Source organism: Pelagibius sp. Alg239-R121 (genome assembly GCF_947331435.1).
GTDB lineage: Bacteria > Pseudomonadota > Alphaproteobacteria > Kiloniellales > Kiloniellaceae > Denitrobaculum.
In genome coordinates, this window is the sequence record NZ_CAMZOF010000001.1 from 198,046 (window position 1) to 216,295 (window position 18,250).

Consider the following 18,250-nt stretch of genomic DNA (forward strand, 5'->3'; position numbering starts at 1 on the left):
ATGGCGATGTACGAGGGTATGAAAGCAGATCAAGCGGCCGGTGCCGGAAGCAACCGACGGCGGATGATCGATCTGCGTAGCGATACGGTCACACGTCCCTCGGCCGGAATGCGTCAAGCCATGGCAGATGCCGAAGTCGGTGACGACGTTTATGGAGAGGACCCGACGGTTGACGCCCTGCAGGCCAAAGCCGCCGAGCTGCTGGGCAAAGAGGCTGGTCTTTTTCTGCCGACTGGAACTCAGAGCAATCTAGTCGGCCTCATGACCCATTGTCAGCGCGGCGAGGAATATATCGTCGGAGACTGTTATCACATCTTTCACGACGAAGCCGCTGGCGCAGCGGTGCTGGCCAGCATTTCTCCCTGTCCGCTCATCACGGACGACAAAGGCGGTTTGAGCGTCGATGCTGTCCAAATGGCAATTAAGGCCGACGACCCGCACTATGCGATTTCTCGCCTGGTTTGCCTGGAGAACACGGTCAGCGGCCGGGTTCAGGATCAGGACACGATCGATGCTATCGCGGAAATGGCCCATAACCGCGGAATGAGCGTGCATCTGGACGGGGCACGCCTGATGAATGCAGCGGTCGCCTCGAACTGCTCTCCTGCACACCTGGCCCGCAATGCGGACACGGTTTCGCTCTGTCTTTCCAAGGGTCTGGGGACACCGGTCGGTTCCGTCCTTTGCGGGCCGCGCGATTTCATCAACCGCGCCTTCAGAGCACGTAAGATGCTCGGCGGTGCCATGCGTCAGGTTGGTGTACTCGCTGCCTGCGGTCTCTATGCGCTCGAGCACAATATAGAACGTCTGGCCGACGACCATCGGCGCGCGACCCGCATGGCCGAAGGCCTTTCCCGCTTTCCGTCGCTGGGCGTCACCCACGATCCCGATCACACCAATATGCTGTTCGTCGAACCTCGGGATGAGGATCATGCGCCGCTACTCGAACATCTTGCCGGCGAAGGCATCGTATTCGCGGCCCAAAAGCCGGCGATCCGCCTGGTGACACATCTGGATATCAGCGACGAAGACGTGGAAACGGTGATAACAGCGGTCGGCGACTACTACGCCAAGGCCGGCAAAAGCTTGGCTGCGGCGGGTAGCTAAGTCGGCCGCGGAATGCTATGAAGCGATCAGGTTGCTCTGGACCCTGAGTTCCTTGAGTTCGTTCACTTCTCCCGCAGAGAGTTAAGACACTTGTTAGACAGTCCGCAGATGAATACGGACAGAGCCTTCGCGCGTTACGAAGAGATTCGCCACAGGCTTCCCCTAGCCCGATTTCCATCTTCTTCGATTCAAGCACATGACCTTAGCGAGCTGGCGGGAGACTTCGATGTTTTCGTGTTGGATGCCTTCGGCGTCATAAACGTCGGCAATACGGAGGTGCCCGGCGCACCGGAAGCCATCGCTGCTTTGCAGGCTGTGGGGAAAACGACCTATGTCCTTACAAACGGCGCGACCTACAACGCAGCGGCGGCTCTGGCGAAGTACCGACGCCTGGGTTACAGCTTCGCGCCAGACCGGATTGTCGCCAGCCGCGATGTCCTGGCCAGCCACATGACAGCCTATTCCCCCAATTTCAGATGGGGTTTCATGGCCAAACCAGACTCCAGGATTGAGGAGCTCTGCGCGCACCCCACTCTGTTGCAGGACAACCCGGCCGTTTATGACGAGGTGGAGGGTTTCATCCTGCTTGCCAGTTCGGGCTGGACCACCGCACGACAGGAACGATTGATCGAGTCCTTGCTGAGAAACAAACGTCCGGTCCTGGTGGGAAACCCTGATCTCGTAGCACCCCTGGAGGATTCTCTGTCCTACGAGCCCGGCTTTTTCGCCCATGATCTCGCGGACCGCACGGGGTTAGAACCGCTCTTCTTTGGAAAGCCCTTCGCGAACGCCTTCGAGGAAGTGGCCAGACGCATCGAACGAGACCGCCCGGGCACGCCTGGCCATCGCGTCGCCATGGTAGGAGATACGCTGCATACCGACGTTCTGGGCGGGGCCGCCGCTGGCTTCCGGACAATCCTGGTCACCGATCATGGCCTCTTCAAGGGCCATGCGGTTTCACCCTATATCGCTGCTTCCGGCATAATGCCGGACTTTATCGTTCGAACAACCTGACTCTAGTGTTCAGGCCAATTCGGGTAGCGTTGTAGCGGGCGGCGTATTGCGGCTGCGCTGGCTGCGCACAATGCCGTCGATGATGGTCATACCGACGCCTGGCAAGTTGCCTTGTTCAACCGATTCCAACATGGTCTTCCCCGGGGCGTGCTGGGCGCGGTCCATGATGATGAAATCGGCGGATTTGCCTACTTCGATCAGACCGCAGTCGAGTTCGCGCATCCGCGCCGTGTTGCCGGTGGCGAAACAGAAGGCCGTCTCTGCGGGAACATCACCCAGGCTGGACAACATGGCGATCATGCGAAGTATCCCCAGGGGCTGAACGCCTGATCCCGCAGGTGCGTCGGTACCCAGGATCACACGTTCGACCTGATCCAATTCCCGGGCGGTACGCATGGCCAACAGAGCCGAGCGTTCGTTGCCGTTATGGACCAACTCAATGCCTCGCGCGCATTGCTCACAGAGACAAACGATCTGATCGTCGGGCAAGGCGGTATGGCCGCCATTGATATGGCCAATGATATCCGCGTCAGCTTCCAGAACCACATCCTTATCGATCAGACCAGAGCCCGGGATGGAGGGGCCGCCGGTATGGATCGTGCTCTGGATGCCGTACTTACGCGCCCAGGCAACCATTTCCTTGGCCCGATCACCAGCCTTCACGCTTCCCAGACCGACCTCACCCAGCAGCTTCACACCGGCCTCGGAAAGTTGCTTGAAGTCCTCTTCTTCCATGCCTTCTTCGATAACCGGTGCACCAGCATGCACCTTTACGCCGGACGGGCGGAAGTTCTCGTACCAACGCTGTGAGGCGATGGCCATGGCCTTCAGACCAACAATATCCTTGGGGCGGCCGGGCAGATGAACCTCTCCTGCAGAAATCATGGAGGTGACACCGCCATGAAGACAACTGTCGATCCAGCTGATCTGTTGTTGGCGCGGCGTGTAGTCACCGATTACTGGATGTACGTGGCTGTCAATCAATCCCGGCGAGAGTGCAGTACCCTTGGCATCGACGACAACGTCGGCCTCACCGATATCCACATCGGCTTCCTTGCCGAATGCCGCGATCCTGCCATCGATTGCGACGACGGTGTCCGCGTCGAGAATTGGTTGCTCGAGCGCGCCGCTCAACAGCAATCCGATATTTTTGACAACAAGCTTGCTGCTGCTCTCCGCCATGGAACTCCCCCTGCATTTTCTTTGTTCGTTGCAAGCGTGACACTGCCCTTACAGGGTGATGGAGCAAAACAAAAAGAGCAAGAAAAATAGCAACTTAAATGGGGAAACGCACTGACTTCGCGCAGAAGGTCGGATTGAAAATCAAACGATCATGCTCTGCGAAAAATGACCATCACATCATGCGCAAATTGGAAACAAGCCGCCTCGGATATAATCCGAAACGGCTTGTCACACGGCGTACTTCCACGCAAATACCGGTAAAGCCGATTATGCTGCCTTAGAACTTTCCGCGGAGGAATCGTTACGGCTCTGTCGCATTGTCGTGGACGAACGCAGCCGGATACGAGGACATCGGTTTATGACGCTGCGAACTGGGCAAACTGGCGATGTAGTCGCAAGATGACTATTTGCCAAGAACGGTCGCCGGTGATGATGCGACAGATCCGTCTCAAGAAAGAATGCTCTTTATCGGTTCCGCAGGTGATGGATCGAAGCCAATCAGGTCATTGAACAGCTTCGCCACAGTGCCGTCCGCCACCATTTTTGCACGTGTTGTGTTGACCGCTGTTACCAAATTCGGCTTCCCCTTCTTCACAGCCCAACCCATCTGGTATGGTGAGTGCAATCCACCGATGAGCTTTAGCGGCAGACCCGCCTTGGAAATCGAATAGGCGCCTGCGATTGAATCTGTCACCATTCCGTCGATCTGCTCGTTGACCGTATCCTGCATGGCCTCAACATCGGCCTTATAGTGTACTGCCTCGGCTCCCCAACCTTCGACCAGCGGCACAAAGATCGACGCCGTGATCGCGCCGATACGCTTGCCTGCTGTCGCCTCTGCACTGGCGATTTCGCTATCCTCACGAACAATCAGCTGTGCTCCAGACTCCAGCCAACCGTCACAGAAGGTGACTTGCTTTTGCCGCTCTTCGGTAATGCCCATAGCATTGCCGACGATATCGTACTGATCAGCCTCCAATGCAATCAGCATGGAATCCCACTTGATCACGACGGGCTTGTATTCGAGGTTCAGACGATCGGCGATCTCACCCATGATCCGCATCTCTAGGCCGTCCAACACGCCGCTTGCATTGCGGAAGCTAAACGGCGGGAACGTGCCCTCGGTTGCCGAGCTCAAAACACCGGGCTCAATGAGTTCAAGATCATCGGCGGCAAAAGCACGGGAGCCAATGACATAGGGCGCGGCCAAAGCAACGGCGCTACCTTTTAGAAATTGTCTGCGTTTCATGGGTTTCCTCCTTGTTAATTGCGATGATCAGCTGATTTGGTATTTGCTCTCCCACCAAGCGGCGAAACGGCTGAGTACTGTTGTCAAAGCAAGGTACAAAAGCGCCGCCACGATATAGAAATCAAAGGGTCGGAACGTGGCGGCGATGGCCATCTGCGTGAACAGCGTCAGCTCCATCACCGTGATCGCCGATAGTAGAGAGGTGTTCTTCAGAGTATTTACCGCTTCGTTGGTTAAGGGTGGTATGATCACCCTCACAACCTGTGGCAGGATGATCCGGCGCATCATCAATGCGTAACTCATCCCGACCGCCCTTGCTGATTCCCACTGCCCCTTAGAGATTGCGAGCAAGCCACCACGCACGACCTCTGCCACGTAGGCGCCTGAGCAGAGGCCGATCGCGATCACACCTGCGACAAAAGGAGACAAGCGGATGCCGAGCTGCGGCAGGCCGAAATAGATGATGAAGATCTGGATAAGTGATGGGGTTCCGCGGATGAACCAGATGTAAAAGTCAGCCGGCATACGAACAACGCGATGCGAACTCGTTTTCATCAGTGCCGCGACAAGGCCGAGAACCCAACTCAAGAGGATCGCTAGGACGGTAATCTGAAAGGCCAGCCAGCCGGCCACGATCATCCCCGGGAGATACGCCCAGATGGTGTCTATGAAGGAAGAAATGCGGGTCATCGTCCTGGACTTAAATGTGGTTGAGGACGCGGTTCAGGAATTGCTGCGTCTCCGGGTTTTGCGGACTCCCCAATACAGATCTGGACGGACCGATTTCGGCAATCTCACCTTTGTGAAAGAAAGCTGTCCGGTGGCTGACATGTCGCGCAAAACCCATCTCGTGGGTAACCACGAGCATTGTCATTCCTTCTTCTGCAAGCTGCTTCATGAGGTCGAGAACCTCTCCAACCATTTCAGGATCGAGCGCCGAGGTCACCTCGTCGAAGAGCATGATCCTTGGCTGCATCGCCAAGGCCCGGGCGATCGCCACCCTTTGTTGCTGGCCGCCTGACAGAGTTGACGGCCAGGCGTTGCGCTTTTCAGATAAGCCAACCTTGGCCAGAAGCTTTTCAGCCGTGTCGATTGCCTCATCCTTTGGCATTCCCGTCACATGAACCGGCGCCTCAATCACGTTTTCCAGGACGGTGAGATGCGGCCAAAGATTAAAGCTTTGAAATACCATCCCAATTTTGGTGCGTAGCCTTTCCTTGTCGCTCTCGCGCGTCCGGCCACACGCGACATCGGCAAAATCAAGCGACTGTCCGAAAAACTCCATTCGGCCAGACTCCGGGGTTTCCAAGAGGTTTACGCAGCGCAAAAGCGTACTTTTGCCCGAGCCGCTAGCCCCAATGATCGACAAAACTTCGCCTTTGTGAACCGACAGCGTGACGCCTCGGAGAACCTTTAGAGACCCGAAGGATTTATGAAGATCTGCCAGTTCCAGCTCACTCACGCTTAAAACCCTTGCAGCAAAATACAATAAATATATTTAAAATATATTTTCATTAATGTAGCTTTTGGTCAAGGACAGGAGCAAGCGTTGCTAATCTTTTCATCGAGTGAGTACGAAAGCCGGTGGAAACGGGCAGATCGAGCTCTAGCCGCTGAAGGGCTTGAGGCTGCGGTCGTTTGGGGACGGACAGCATCGACCTTCGACCGCGCCGGAGACGTCATTTATCTAACCAACTATTTTTCTTCGAAAGTTGGTCAGGGCTTTGATGCACCGCCGTTTGCTGCCCGCGCTTACTGTGCGGTGATTTTGCGACGGGGGGCAGAACCCGTGTTGATTGCCGACGATCCTGATGTCCATTCCGACGTGGTTTCAGTCTGTGACTTCCGCGTGGCGGGAGACCCGATTGCCAAAACGGTCGATACACTTCGCGAATTTGGTATCTCGGGACGGATCGGCTTTGTCGGCACGGATTTCTTTCCGGTGAAATACTGGGATCAGTTGATTGCACTGAAACCCGACGTTGATTGGACCCCGTGCGATGATCTGATCCGCCGCATCCGCATGGTTAAGTCTACAGCGGAGATGGATGTCATCCGAGTGGCCGGTAAAACGGCCAGCAAAGCCATGTCGTGCATGATGGAGGCCCTGATCGAAGGTGCGACCGAGACGGCTGCCGCCGCATCGGCGGCGGAATGCGTTGTTGCTGGCGGCGGCGTGATAGACAAAATTCAGATAAACCATGGCAAGACCATTGCCTACACCTGCGGCGACCCCCTTTCGGGCTATCGCAACGTGGCGCCAGAGCGCGGTGACCTGCTACGCGGATTCATTATCGGACCTTTCTATCAAGGTTACTACCTCGACCCTGGGCGCACCGCGGTCTGCGGCAACGTACCTAACGATGTTCAGGCGGCGCTGATCGAAAGCTGCGCCGATATCGTCGAAGCTATTGCCGCCGCCATCAATCCCGGTGTCCGCTACAGCACTGCAGCTGCGATCGGCGACCGGATGACGGCGGCCTTCGCGCCCGACATGGATCCAGCCGCAGAGAAATTTCCCTTCTTCGGCCATCCGCATGGACTATACTTCGAAGGCCCACCTTATATCAGCACGGTGCTGGAACATCAGAACGCGGTCTTCGAAGAGGGCATGCTAATCGGGGTCGAAGCATTTCTCGCGCGTAAAGGCGTCGGTAATGCAGGGTTCGAGCAAAACTATCTGGTCACCGCCACCGGGCTGGAATGCGTTACGACGACACCGATGCTCTGGCATCGCCGTCAGACGCCGCAACCGGAAACGGCTCCGGATCGAAAAACCGTTTGAGGATATTCTCCGTTACCCGGCTCACCGAATTTTTGCCCCCATCCCACATCAGCGAAGTAGCCCAGGCAATCGAACCCGTGGACCACACAGCCCCACCACCGGGCGTGATAAAGAACACCATATCACCCCGGACCCGTCCATTCTGTGCCCCATCGAGTCCCCGGGTTGTGGTGATATATTCCTCGCCTGTCAGCAGACCGCCCTGGCCCACATGTTCCGAGGTCGCCAGTATCACCGATCCCGGCGGCGAACCGAGCCCCGCATCCCACCGATCGATCTCGAGCCCCACACAACCGCCGCCGCGAAAGCCGAAATCACCTATGATGTCTGAATTCAAACCCTCGAAAACAAAATCATAAGCAACGTCGCGTGAGGCTTCGCTGCGGCGGAAGTAGGTTGAGCGCACAAAAAAAGTCGAGCTGAATCCGGTGCCCACCAGCCGCTGCGGCGCCCGGCCGTGCGAGCGCCAGAGTCCACCTGGTTCGCCGGTAAAACTCAAATGATGCTCGCCCGGCTCGCCCTCCCAGGTGCGTACGCCCGACATGCCGCGACGGTTCTCGATCACACCGGGATGAGCCTCTGAATACGCGACTCGCCAGTAGAATCCGTTGCCACCCAAGTACATGTGTCGCCCGCCACTCTGCTGATAGGCGAACAGTGCATCCCACATTTCAGTTGAGTAATACTCCGGATGGGAGGCCGTCATCACGACACGGTAGTTGTCCAGCAGATCGCCCCCATAACGATGCAGATCCTCGTCGGTTGCGACATCGTACGCGAAGCCCTTCGTCTCAAGCCATTTCACGATATGGGTATCGTTGAGATAATTGAACGTATACAGCCCCGGTCGCGTGTTCAGCAGCGGACGCCGTTCGCCGACATAGATAACCCCTGAGTCGTCAGCGTGTGTGTCGTAGTGTGATAGCCCGAGGTCCCGGTGCTCGTTGAGATAGAGTTCGTCCTCACTCAGCGTCATTGGCGCTTCGTAAAGGTTTTCAGTGTTGTGACTGTCGAACTTAATGTGCGTGTTGGCATAGGAGAGATAGGTTGCTGTCGGTGCGATGAGCAAAAGTTCTGCCTTCGCTCGACCGGGACGAACTGAGAGAAAGAACGGCACGTCGCTTTGCACGCCTTCGTCCTGCAGACGCGCGATGTAAAAGCCCGGCCGGGCATCGTGCGGCGGATGAATTGTCAGCGAAGTCTCCCACCGGCAATCAGTCATGTCGTCTTCGTGGAAATGAATTGCGGCGTACTGGTCGGGTGCTATTTGCCAGCTTTCGGCCGAACTGTCCCAGTTCGAGCCGCTTGCGCCTCTCATCGGTGTGTTAATCAGCGTCAGATGGCATCCCTGCGGACCTGTATCGGTCGCTTGCGTTCCCGACTGGTCCAGTGAAAAATCCCATACTGCGAGAAGATCATCGGCTTGATCCTTGTCAGGCCTCATCGCAAAGAGTGTCGGCGTCTCGATCTTTCCGTTGAAGGCATCGGTCGTAAAAAGGCGCTTGCCGTCGGCCCGGTCCAACGCCGCTGCAATCAGAACGGGATCGTCAGTTCGTGCAAGATCTGCGCAGGGCAGTGCGCACGACTTAATCTCTTGGCGGGGCACTGATGCAATCTGTGTTACAAGTTCCGCGGAAATGGACAATATCTGCGCGCCGGCGTTGACTTCAATGCGATACCAGTGTCGTTCGAGCATCGGACTGGACAGTGCGATGACCGTCTCACCTAAGCGTGCCGTCAGAATGCCACCTTGCAACAGATCCAGGCGTAAAGGTCCCCAATGGAACAGGCATTGGCATGACCGCTCGATCAGCGTCGGAAATACCGAGAGCGTAAGCCGAAGGCCAGTTGCACTGCCTGCGTCCGGGCCTTTCGCGGCATAACCAAAGGATCCTGAATTGACCGGCTGGAAAGTTACAGGCAAGCGTACAGCGCCCCCCCAGCCCATCCGCTCGAACGCCTCGCCCGGCCCGTTTGGGTCGATATCTCCGCAGATGATACGGTAGACCGTAACGTCGCAGTGCTGCGGCCCATTGCTGGAGATCTTCAGCTCCGTCGCCTCACCCCCACGAAGGGTCAGCGGCTGGCAATACCCTATGAGGTCGGTTGCACTGGTCATGGGTCTTCGACCGTCACGCTATGACTGGTCAGGTCTTGCCAACGCCGTTTGAACAGGTCCCACTCGGCCTCTGCGAGCGATGTATATGTCACTCCGTCAATCCGTTCCGGCGGCACCCCGCGTTCGCCCGAAAGCCGCGCCAGACTGAACCTGCGAAACGGCTCATCAACAATAAGCGCGTAGCGCCCCTTCATCGGGGTCGAGCGCATTTTGTCCAAGACGCGTTGCAATTCGAGACTGAAGGGCCCTCGAAGATTGTCGCGATATTCGCGCGCAAGGTCCATGCGCATCCCGTCGATCTGATAGATAGCGTTGTCGGGGTCGTATAACAGCATCCCAGCCTCACATTCCCACTTTACAGCCTAATTGCGCTGATAATATATTTCAAATATATCTATAGAGGATAGCTAAATGCAGATCGCACAGCGGATGCAGGCGATACGTGTCTCTGGCACGATCCGGCTGGCCAATATGGCACGTGAAAGAGCAGCTGCCGGACTGCCGATCATCGACCTGGCAGAAGGCGAGCCCGATTTCGATACCCCGTCACATGTCATCGAGGCCGCGCATCGGGCCGCCCTAGACGGTCAAACCCGCTATACCGCCGTTGCCGGAATTGCTGAGCTGCGAGAAGCTGTGGCAGAAAAGTTCCGGACCGAGAACAGATTTGATTGCGCGGCGCGCCAGACCATCGTCGGCACAGGTGCTAAACAGCTAATCTTTAATGCCTTACTAGCCAGTCTCAATCCCGAAGACGAAGCAATCATACCGGCGCCTTACTGGGTTAGTTACCCTGACATAGTCAAGATTGCCGGTGGAGTTCCGGTGACCGTGCAGTGCGATTCGCCAGCATTCAAACTGTCACCGCAAGCCTTGCACAAGGCGCTTACCCCCCGCACACGCTGGCTGATTCTGAATTCTCCCTGCAATCCGACCGGAGCTGTTTACTCGGAAGTCGAACTCGCCGCGCTTTCCGATGTCCTGCGCACCCGACCGGAGGTCGGTGTCATGTGCGACGATATTTATGAGAAGATCCTTTATGGAAGCGCCGTCTTTGCAACGTTGGGGCAAGTCGCTCCCGACCTTGCCGACCGCATTCTCACGATCAATGGTGTTTCGAAATCCCACGCAATGACCGGATGGCGAATTGGGTTTGCCACCGGACCGCAGGACTTGATCGACGCGATGATCAAGCTGCAGGGGCAATCGACGACAAACGCAAGTTCCGTTGCCCAGGCCGCAGCGCTAGCGGCGCTCACCGGACCGCAAGAGCATGTGAGCGACTGGTGCCGCGCCTATTCCAGGCGCCGGAGTTTAGTCCTGTCCGCGCTTGAAAGTTGCCCGGGCCTGACGGCGTCCGCACCCGATGGCGCATTCTATGTCTTCGCGAACTGCGCAGGAGCGCTCGGAAAGGCCGCTCCGTCTGGCTCAGTGATCGAAACCGATATCGAGCTTTCGGAATTCCTGCTGGAAACCGCTGGTGTTGCCATAGTCCCGGGCACGGAATTCGGGTACCCGGGGCATCAGCGCCTGTGCTTCGCGAAATCCGATGAAAACCTGACATGCGCTTTAGAGGCGATCCGCGAAGCTCTGTGTTCGCTGACATAGGGCCAGTCGACACTTAGTTTTCAGGCGCAGCGTTTCACTTTCTATCCGCAACATCTCACTAAAAAAAACGGAAGGGGTGAATTAACGTCTCTTTTCTGGTTTTTAATAAGATGATGATCGAATTCGGCAGCAGCACCCTAATCAGTACGGCCCTAACGCGTGAAAACCGACATTCTCGAGGGTACGGGCACAGGTATCCTGTTGAGTTCAATTATCCCACCGATGGAACGGGTCATACATCGTGCGAAATATGGCGTTTGAGCAACTCCAGACCTGCAACCAGCAAGCGGTCAATTGCCTGAGTCGTCAGCCAGGCAGAATGTGGGGTCAGCGTGACATTATCCATCTCGTAGAGGGGACAACCGGCTTCGAGCGGTTCCCTGACAAACACGTCCAGCGCGGCATGGCTGACTTGTCCCGCACGAAGGGCCGCCAGAAGCGCCGTCTCGTCGATTAGGTCTCCGCGCGCTGTATTGACAAGCACGACACCCGGCTTCATTGCGGCAAAGGCACCTCCGCCGATCATACCCTGCGTCTCAGGCGTCAACGCAAGGTGAACCGACAGGATATCTGCCTGCGCCAAGACCTCTTCAATTGGCAGAAGATCAACCGGCGCTCCACGCGTATTGCCAGAGGGCGTCCAGGCGATCACCCGCGCGCCCAAAGCATCGGCGATCCGTGCCGTCTCCACGCCGATCCCCCCGAGGCCCAAAACCCCGAAGATTTTGCCCGCAAATTCCTCGGTCCGCATTAGCTGCCAGGCGCCATTGCGCACCGCGCGATCCATCTCCGCCAGGCGTTTCAATCCCGCCAACGCCAGCGTGACCGCATGCTCGGCCACCGCACGGTTGCCATAGCCTTTTACCCCTTCGAACCGGATCCCGAGTTCTTTTGCAATCGCAAGATCGCCATGGGTCGCAAGACCGGTAGAGAGATAGGCGATGGTCTTTAATTCGGGGCAGGCTCGCAACACTCGTTCCGACATGTAACCCATATAAACGAGAACATGCCGCCGCTCCGATAGCCGATCGATCAGCGAGCGCTCGTCAAGGGTCTCACCAGAAAAAACCTCCAGGTCCGGCACAAGCTCCAGCATCTCGCCGGTCAGCCGACCAGCCAAGTCACCGTAGCAATCGACGAATGCTGGACCAGCCATCTCCTAGCCCACAACCGAAAAACTGCTCTCGCTGTTGATCTCGCGCTTGCGAGAGCAGAATCTCATGTTCAATACGTAGTCCATGTTCGGGAGTGGATACTCCAGCGGTTCTTTATCGTGATCGGCACCACCTTCGACATAGTCGACCAACGCGTTCATCATCATGCCCACCACTGGGGCGTTCTTGAATTGGTTCCCACTGGTTCCGATAGCCATATAGAAACCTCCGAGGTCCGAACAATCATAGATCGGGATCCAGTCATCGGATGCGTCATACAGATCGGCGATACCCTGCACGGAATTCGGCACACCCATGGAGGGGAAGCGCTGTGCCCCGCGCATAGCCTGAAGCCGGGCCTGCTCCGTCACGTCTGTATTATAGTCATCAGGATCAACCCATTCGAGGGGATCGCATTCCGGTTCTTCGCTGCCGATCAGGATCTTGTTACCAACCTCGGGCCGCCAATATCCTCCAATATCTGCATCCGAGCAGATGTAGCCGTTTCGCTCAAAATCAAACCCATCGGGTGATGGCACATGGGCGACCTCGACACGGAGCGCCTTGGTTTTGATGTTCATGCCTTCGCTGACACCTGCCATATCGTTGATCTTGTATGAATGAGGGCCGGACGCATTGATCACCACCGATGAATGGAACTCACGCCCGTCTTCGAGAGCGATTCCGGTGACACGCCCGCCTTCCTTGAAGATCTCTTCAACGCGTTGACCCATGATGAATTCAGCGCCGTGACGCGTCGCAGCACTCTGGAGGTTCTGGGTCGCGAGCATTGGGTCGCTGATAAACCCGGCCTTCGGGAAAAAAAGCACATAGCGCATCTCGCCGGTCTGCAACCCAAATTCAGGATCGTCAACCGTTTTGGCGGGATGGAAATGGCCTGGATTGATGATCGACAGCCTGTCGCGCATTTTTGATGGCGTCCAGACCTCGTAGGGAATACCAATCGTGTTGGCTATCTCCTCAAGCTTGATCCCGTAGTTGTTTTCTTCAAAGCACGTATAGAGGCAACCGACCTCACGATACCTGGCCAAGGTCGCGCCTGGTTCAGCGCCAACATAGTCCGCCCAGTTTTCCCAATACGGATAGTTCGACTTGGCGAGCGCCGCACCATCCAAGGTCGAGTAGTGTGTGCGGATGATTGCACAGGAATTTCCCGTGGAGCCAGAGCCGGCCACGGCATTCTTTTCGATACCCAAAACCCTTTTCCCGGACTTGGCCATCTCGAAGGCAATCGCACATCCAATCACCCCGGCGCCAATTACGATTGCGTCGTAACTCTTGGACATTTACGCTCTCCCACTTAAATATATTTCAAATATATTATATTGCCATCGCGACTGCGCAACGGGAAATTTTCCGGGAAACGGTAGGCAATGATCCACAATCCCAATGGAGAGACGAATTAAGTTGAGAACCCCTATTCCTTGATGGCCTTGATCGTAATTTGGGAGAGTTCTGGACAGCGTCGGTTCGTCAGTCCAATTCTGGCAGAGGCACGATGCTTCGGCATCGCTCCGCTCCTAACTCCTTACCAGAAAACATGATTTTGTCGTCAATACCGTCAAGGAATAGGTGTTCCCAACCTAATCAAGAGTCGCAATCTGATAAAATACGTTGCAGCACAGAGCAGCGCCGCGCGCTTGTTCGGGAAGACTTTTTTTGGGACCTCCTGGCGTTGGAGTTCGCGGAGCTCCCACTTTCCGTCAAAGAATAACGCTTGGCAGCCACAGCGCTATCTGCGGAAAGATTGCAATAATCACCGCTGCGAGCAACATGAGAAGAAAGAATGGAAAAGCGCTATAGGCGATTTGGCCGATGGGTTTGGCCGTGATCCCCTGCAGCACGAAAAGGTTGAACCCGATAGGTGGCGTGATCAGGCCGAGTTCGATCATGATGACCAGGAAAATGCCGAACCAGATCGGGTCCCATCCAGCCGCAACAACGATCGGCAGAGTGATCGGCAGAGTCATGACCATGATCGAAAGCCCGTCGAGGAACATGCCGAGAATGACATAGAACACGCCGATCAGCACGATAATGCCCACCGGCCCCAGATGCATTGCGGCGATGAGCTTCGCCACTTCCTGCGGCACATGCATGTAAGCCATTGTCGACGACATGAAGCTTGCCGCCACGAGGATTGTCACAACCATGCAGGTGATGCGGGTGGCCCCCGTCAGTGCATCCAGAAATACCTTCCATGAGAACTGCCCCAGTACGGTCACCATCAAAATCGAGGCGGCGAATCCCAGGGCAGCAGCCTCGGACGGAGTCACGATTCCAGTGTAAATTCCACCCAAAACGACAAACATCAGAACAAGGATTGGTGCCAGATCCAGAAGACTGCGTAAATAATCCATTACACTGTAACGGGTGTCATCCAAGTGACCGGTCACGTCACCAGTCAATGCGCGATAGACAATGTAGGCCGAATAAAGCGCCGATATGAGAAGCCCAGGTAGGATCCCCGCCGCGAAGAGACCTGTAATCGATTGCTCGGCCAAGACCCCGTAGATGATCATTGAGATCGACGGCGGGATCATCAGGCCCAGGCTTCCTGCCCCGGCCAGCGAACCCGTGACGAGGTTTGAATCGTATCCCCGCCGGTCAAGTTCGGTCATAGTGATCTTACCGACCGTCGCCGTGGTCGCGGTGCTCGATCCGCTGACGGCAGCGAACAGCGTGCAGCCAACCACGTTACAATGCAGCAGTTTACCAGGAATCAGATTCGTCCATGGCGATAGACCGCGAAACAGCCGGTTGGAAACATCTGTCCGAAACATGATCTCGCCCATGAACACGAACATCGGGATCGCAGCGAGCTCCCAGGTAGACGCCGTTCGCCACATTGTGCCTTTCATGATTGACCCTACCCGGACCAGCGGAAAATCCAGCACTACCAATAGCGAGGTCAAACCCACCATAAGGATCGCGATGAATATCCAGGTGCCGACCCCCAGGTAAAAAGCCAGAAACAAGAAGACGGCGATGGCGAAGAAGACTTCTTCCATCTCGGCCTATTCAATCCCCAACTCGGCGGCCTTTTCCGACGACAGGTCGATTTCGCCAGATAGGACACGAAGAAAATATGACAGGAACTGTACCAGTAGTATTGCCAGTCCGATTGAAATGAATGCCTCCGGCAACCAGAGAGGTACTTGCGCCACCGTCTCGCTGACATAACCGCGCTCGTAGTTACGCAGAACATTTCGCGTAAAGAACCAAAACGCCATTCCACAGCTGAAGAGGCCGAAACCTATGCATAGAAGCTCGACAGCAAAGCGTACCGGCCCCTTCGGACGCAGCCATGAAATCAACAGGTTCATGCGGATCAGAGTACCCTTCTCCAGCGATTGCCCTAGAGCAAGGAAACTCATTGCGCCGATACCGTAGCCTACGAGTTCGTCGGCCATGTGGGTCGAACTGGCGTACCAAGTGCGCAGCACAACCTCAGTCAAGATCAGTCCGGTCATCGCCAGCAGGACAATCACGGCACCAATCATACCAATCAGCGACAGCACAAACGCAAACCTGTGAAACAGAGCCATCAGCGACTATCCTCGTTCACAGCAGCGCCGCCCCAAAAGGGCGGCGCCTGAATTTCTTAGGCCGGATACTACTGGCCGACCTTCTCGAGCTGTTTGGCATAGGCAGCGAGAATCTCGTCGGCCTTTTTGTCGCCGAGTTGGGCTCGCCATTCGTCGATAGCAACCTGGGCGGCGCCTTTGAGCTCGTCGATGAAACTCGCCGGCACATCGGTGATCGCCGTAACCTTTGCTTCGGCCAGACGCTTAACATTGAGGTCGATCCGATCCTGGGCTTTCGACCACAATTCGTCCTCAACTTCGGCTGCTGTATCGAGAACGATCTTCTGGAGGTCGTCGGGGAGCGCGTTGAACACGTCCTTGTTGATATGCACCATGTTCGAACCCATAGTGAAGTTCACATAGTGGAAGTGATCCAAATATTCCTGGAACTTGGCAGACAATCCGCCTTCTTCAGATGTCAGAACCGCCTCGATGGTGTTGGTCGAGAGCGCAGGAACAACATCCGCCCAGCTCATCTGAATTGCCGCAGCGCCCAGTTCCTTCAGTGTTAACGTGCCGTTCTTGTCGTAGGTTCGGATTTTAAGGCCCTGCATTTCGGCCGCGGAGTTGATCTGCTTTTTTGACCAGATCCCAACCGGAGACCAAGGTTCGGTCAACAACAGCAACTGATTACCCTTTTCGAACGCCCCGGCATAGTAAGGTCGCGCGGCATCGATCAACGCCTTGGACTGTACCGGGTTCGTCGCCACGAAGGGCAGGTTGTTCATCAGGAAAATCGGATCGAACCCTGTGAAGACGCCCGTATAGGTGCTGGCTAGCGGTACGGCCTGATCTTCCACGGCAGACCAGTGATCCTTCGACTTGAATCCCAGAGACCCGCCGAAATGGTTGGTTATGACAATCCGCCCGCCACTGTTGGCTTCAAGACGTTCGGCGAACACCTTGTCCGCCTCACCGGAGATCGAAGTTTCGCCATACTCGTTCGGCATATCCCACGCAATTTCCTGGGCCGCGACCGGTGACAACCCGATTGCAGCCGCCGTGGCCAGGATACTCAGGGGCAATCTGATGTGTTTCATTTTACTTCCCTGTTCGCTTGAGTTGATTGGAGTACTCTCCTCAAAGGCCCATCTGTGTAAAAAGCGCGGCGGTCAATGGGCTCAATCTATTTCTGTATTCGCCGGCAACATTGACATGGTCGTGGTTACCGACTTCCAGATAACTCACGTCAAATCCAGCCACCCGGCAGGCGTCTGTATAGATACGAGACTGCCGGCGGAACTCATCGGTCTCTCCCCCACCAACGGCGACAACAGTAGGCGGCATCCATCGCGGCAGCTGGTGGATTGGACTGTTACGGACAGTCATCTCCTCGTCCATCTTAAGGTCAGCGTTCAGATAGGATCGCCGGAGCGGTTCGAGGTCGAACAGACCGCTCAGCGGCACCGCACCGTTCACCACATCGAAGGGTAGGTCATAGACGGACCACTCCGTGGCCATGAGCATCCCTGTAAGGTGGCCACCCGCGGAATGGCCAGTGACATGAATACGCCCGGAGTCGCCGCCGAATGAAGCAGCATTCTTGTAGATCCAGGCCATCGCAGAGCGGTTTTGAGCCGTAATGTCGTCCATCGTAACGCTCGGACACAGGCCATAGTTGTTTAAGATGACCGCCGCCCCGGCTTCGACGAAGCGTTCAGCCACAAAACTGAACATGTTCTTGTCGAAAGCCCGCCAATATCCTCCATGGATGAATAGAAGAATGGGCGAGCCGCCGCGCCCCGGCCAGATATCCAGCGCTTCCAGCGTGCTCTCACCAAATGGCACATCCAAGCGCGTTTCATAATTCGCGATGGTGCGCTTATTGTGAACGTCCATGGCGGCGAAGGTCTCGGCAAAATGCGGACACCTCACCCTCATGTCGTATTCGTAATCGAGCTCTTCCTGAGTGAACGCCCCGTAGACAATGCCTGACATGTCTCACCCGTCAATCGATAGCACTCACATAATCAAGTGCGTTTTTTTATCAGGCTAGGTTAGCCAATGGAGCATTGCAACTAAAATATATCTCTAATATATTTCATACGATACGATAACAGAAGGAATGCTCTGGATGTTCGTTCGAATGGCCTATTGGAACTGCAAAAAGGACTCTTGGGGCGAGGATTCAGAGCTGTTCGAGTCTGACGCAGTACCAATCATGCAAGGCCATAGCGGATTTGTCCGCGCAATGCTGCTGGCAACCCCGGGAGAGGTGCAGCGCATAGCCTTCACCGTCTGGCGCGACAAGGCAGCTTACCTAACCTTCGTCGCCAGCCCGGACCTGGAAAGAATCACCCAAATGTTCGCGCATATGTACGTCGAGGGCGATCGGCCGGAGCCGGTCGAATACGAGGTTCGGGCACAGAGCGATGTGTGACACCCGAACGCAATCACGTCGTGAATCCGGACCCTAGGAGATTG

Annotated in this window: 17 protein-coding genes; 5 read left to right on the forward strand and 12 right to left on the reverse strand. The window is 56.0% G+C overall.

Going from position 1 to position 18,250, the window contains the following annotated elements:
- Both ltaE and QMZ18_RS00850 read left to right on the forward strand, forming a co-directional pair.
- Nucleotides 1-1,107, forward strand: a complete 1,107-nt coding sequence (gene ltaE / locus QMZ18_RS00845) for a low-specificity L-threonine aldolase (RefSeq protein WP_282604332.1) — start codon at nucleotides 1-3, stop codon at nucleotides 1,105-1,107.
- A 108-nt stretch (nucleotides 1,108-1,215) separates the two neighbouring features.
- A complete protein-coding gene (locus QMZ18_RS00850) occupies nucleotides 1,216-2,121 on the forward strand; it encodes an HAD-IIA family hydrolase (protein WP_282604333.1) in 906 nt (301 codons plus the stop codon).
- 9 nt (nucleotides 2,122-2,130) lie between these two features.
- Here QMZ18_RS00850 and QMZ18_RS00855 read toward each other — a convergent pair whose 3' ends face one another.
- From QMZ18_RS00855 to QMZ18_RS00870, 4 genes are all read right to left on the reverse strand, one after another.
- Nucleotides 2,131-3,303: an amidohydrolase family protein gene (locus QMZ18_RS00855; RefSeq protein ID WP_282604334.1), complete on the reverse strand. Its 1,173-nt coding sequence runs from the start codon at nucleotides 3,301-3,303 to the stop codon at nucleotides 2,131-2,133.
- 448 nt (nucleotides 3,304-3,751) lie between these two features.
- Nucleotides 3,752-4,552 carry a transporter substrate-binding domain-containing protein gene (locus QMZ18_RS00860; RefSeq protein ID WP_282604335.1) on the reverse strand — a complete coding sequence of 267 codons (801 nt, stop codon included), beginning with the start codon at nucleotides 4,550-4,552 and terminating at the stop codon, nucleotides 3,752-3,754.
- Nucleotides 4,553-4,579: 27 nt separating this feature from the next.
- Entirely contained in the window at nucleotides 4,580-5,242 is a 663-nt protein-coding gene (locus QMZ18_RS00865) for an amino acid ABC transporter permease (protein ID WP_282604336.1), read from the reverse strand.
- A 10-nt stretch (nucleotides 5,243-5,252) separates the two neighbouring features.
- Nucleotides 5,253-6,014 (reverse strand): amino acid ABC transporter ATP-binding protein, encoded by a 762-nt coding sequence (locus tag QMZ18_RS00870; RefSeq protein WP_282604337.1) that lies wholly within the window; start codon nucleotides 6,012-6,014, stop codon nucleotides 5,253-5,255.
- 87 nt (nucleotides 6,015-6,101) lie between these two features.
- Here QMZ18_RS00870 and QMZ18_RS00875 point away from each other — a divergent pair, with 87 nt between their 5' ends.
- Nucleotides 6,102-7,337, forward strand: a complete 1,236-nt coding sequence (locus QMZ18_RS00875) for a M24 family metallopeptidase (protein WP_282604338.1) — start codon at nucleotides 6,102-6,104, stop codon at nucleotides 7,335-7,337.
- On the opposite strand, the gene QMZ18_RS00880 is transcribed toward QMZ18_RS00875, so the two are convergent.
- Both QMZ18_RS00880 and QMZ18_RS00885 read right to left on the reverse strand, forming a co-directional pair.
- Nucleotides 7,261-9,456, reverse strand: coding sequence for a N,N-dimethylformamidase beta subunit family domain-containing protein (locus QMZ18_RS00880; RefSeq protein ID WP_282604339.1), 2,196 nt, complete (start codon nucleotides 9,454-9,456; stop codon nucleotides 7,261-7,263). The genes QMZ18_RS00875 and QMZ18_RS00880 overlap by 77 nt on opposite strands.
- Nucleotides 9,453-9,791: a hypothetical protein gene (locus QMZ18_RS00885; RefSeq protein ID WP_282604340.1), complete on the reverse strand. Its 339-nt coding sequence runs from the start codon at nucleotides 9,789-9,791 to the stop codon at nucleotides 9,453-9,455. Before QMZ18_RS00885 ends, QMZ18_RS00880 begins: the two co-directional genes overlap by 4 nt.
- A 76-nt stretch (nucleotides 9,792-9,867) precedes the next feature.
- On the opposite strand from QMZ18_RS00885, the gene QMZ18_RS00890 reads away from it, so the two are divergent.
- A complete protein-coding gene (locus QMZ18_RS00890; protein WP_282604341.1) occupies nucleotides 9,868-11,064 on the forward strand; it encodes a pyridoxal phosphate-dependent aminotransferase in 1,197 nt (398 codons plus the stop codon).
- Nucleotides 11,065-11,296: 232 nt separating this feature from the next.
- Here QMZ18_RS00890 and QMZ18_RS00895 read toward each other — a convergent pair whose 3' ends face one another.
- The 6 genes from QMZ18_RS00895 to QMZ18_RS00920 form a co-directional block, all read right to left on the reverse strand.
- Nucleotides 11,297-12,220: a D-isomer specific 2-hydroxyacid dehydrogenase family protein gene (locus QMZ18_RS00895; RefSeq protein WP_282604342.1), complete on the reverse strand. Its 924-nt coding sequence runs from the start codon at nucleotides 12,218-12,220 to the stop codon at nucleotides 11,297-11,299.
- 3 nt (nucleotides 12,221-12,223) lie between these two features.
- Nucleotides 12,224-13,525: an FAD-binding oxidoreductase gene (locus QMZ18_RS00900; protein ID WP_282604343.1), complete on the reverse strand. Its 1,302-nt coding sequence runs from the start codon at nucleotides 13,523-13,525 to the stop codon at nucleotides 12,224-12,226.
- A 417-nt stretch (nucleotides 13,526-13,942) separates the two neighbouring features.
- Nucleotides 13,943-15,250 carry a TRAP transporter large permease gene (locus tag QMZ18_RS00905; RefSeq protein ID WP_282604344.1) on the reverse strand — a complete coding sequence of 436 codons (1,308 nt, stop codon included), beginning with the start codon at nucleotides 15,248-15,250 and terminating at the stop codon, nucleotides 13,943-13,945.
- A gap of 6 nt (nucleotides 15,251-15,256) precedes the next feature.
- Nucleotides 15,257-15,787, reverse strand: a complete 531-nt coding sequence (locus QMZ18_RS00910) for a TRAP transporter small permease (RefSeq protein ID WP_282604345.1) — start codon at nucleotides 15,785-15,787, stop codon at nucleotides 15,257-15,259.
- Nucleotides 15,788-15,855: 68 nt separating this feature from the next.
- Nucleotides 15,856-16,866 (reverse strand): TRAP transporter substrate-binding protein, encoded by a 1,011-nt coding sequence (locus tag QMZ18_RS00915; protein ID WP_282604346.1) that lies wholly within the window; start codon nucleotides 16,864-16,866, stop codon nucleotides 15,856-15,858.
- Nucleotides 16,867-16,906: 40 nt separating this feature from the next.
- Nucleotides 16,907-17,764, reverse strand: coding sequence for an alpha/beta hydrolase (locus tag QMZ18_RS00920; protein WP_282604347.1), 858 nt, complete (start codon nucleotides 17,762-17,764; stop codon nucleotides 16,907-16,909).
- Nucleotides 17,765-17,900: 136 nt separating this feature from the next.
- Here QMZ18_RS00920 and QMZ18_RS00925 point away from each other — a divergent pair, with 136 nt between their 5' ends.
- Nucleotides 17,901-18,206 carry a hypothetical protein gene (locus tag QMZ18_RS00925; RefSeq protein WP_282604348.1) on the forward strand — a complete coding sequence of 102 codons (306 nt, stop codon included), beginning with the start codon at nucleotides 17,901-17,903 and terminating at the stop codon, nucleotides 18,204-18,206.
- Nucleotides 18,207-18,250: the final 44 nt, after the last annotated feature.

What these genes read in the sequence shown, in the direction of transcription:
- QMZ18_RS00905 (WP_282604344.1), bottom strand. Translation starts at nt 15,250, where the DNA reads ATGGAAGAAGTCTTCTTCGCCATCGCCGTCTTCTTGTTTCTGGCTTTT.
- QMZ18_RS00895 (WP_282604342.1), bottom strand. Translation starts at nt 12,220, where the DNA reads ATGGCTGGTCCAGCATTCGTCGATTGCTACGGTGACTTGGCTGGTCGG.
- QMZ18_RS00890 (WP_282604341.1), top strand. Translation starts at nt 9,868, where the DNA reads ATGCAGATCGCACAGCGGATGCAGGCGATACGTGTCTCTGGCACGATC.
- QMZ18_RS00880 (WP_282604339.1), bottom strand. Translation starts at nt 9,456, where the DNA reads ATGACCAGTGCAACCGACCTCATAGGGTATTGCCAGCCGCTGACCCTT.
- QMZ18_RS00915 (WP_282604346.1), bottom strand. Translation starts at nt 16,866, where the DNA reads ATGAAACACATCAGATTGCCCCTGAGTATCCTGGCCACGGCGGCTGCA.
- QMZ18_RS00850 (WP_282604333.1), top strand. Translation starts at nt 1,216, where the DNA reads ATGAATACGGACAGAGCCTTCGCGCGTTACGAAGAGATTCGCCACAGG.
- QMZ18_RS00900 (WP_282604343.1), bottom strand. Translation starts at nt 13,525, where the DNA reads ATGTCCAAGAGTTACGACGCAATCGTAATTGGCGCCGGGGTGATTGGA.
- QMZ18_RS00920 (WP_282604347.1), bottom strand. Translation starts at nt 17,764, where the DNA reads ATGTCAGGCATTGTCTACGGGGCGTTCACTCAGGAAGAGCTCGATTAC.
- QMZ18_RS00865 (WP_282604336.1), bottom strand. Translation starts at nt 5,242, where the DNA reads ATGACCCGCATTTCTTCCTTCATAGACACCATCTGGGCGTATCTCCCG.
- QMZ18_RS00925 (WP_282604348.1), top strand. Translation starts at nt 17,901, where the DNA reads ATGTTCGTTCGAATGGCCTATTGGAACTGCAAAAAGGACTCTTGGGGC.
- QMZ18_RS00885 (WP_282604340.1), bottom strand. Translation starts at nt 9,791, where the DNA reads ATGCTGTTATACGACCCCGACAACGCTATCTATCAGATCGACGGGATG.
- QMZ18_RS00855 (WP_282604334.1), bottom strand. Translation starts at nt 3,303, where the DNA reads ATGGCGGAGAGCAGCAGCAAGCTTGTTGTCAAAAATATCGGATTGCTG.
- ltaE (WP_282604332.1), top strand. Translation starts at nt 1, where the DNA reads ATGGCGATGTACGAGGGTATGAAAGCAGATCAAGCGGCCGGTGCCGGA.
- QMZ18_RS00860 (WP_282604335.1), bottom strand. Translation starts at nt 4,552, where the DNA reads ATGAAACGCAGACAATTTCTAAAAGGTAGCGCCGTTGCTTTGGCCGCG.
- QMZ18_RS00910 (WP_282604345.1), bottom strand. Translation starts at nt 15,787, where the DNA reads ATGGCTCTGTTTCACAGGTTTGCGTTTGTGCTGTCGCTGATTGGTATG.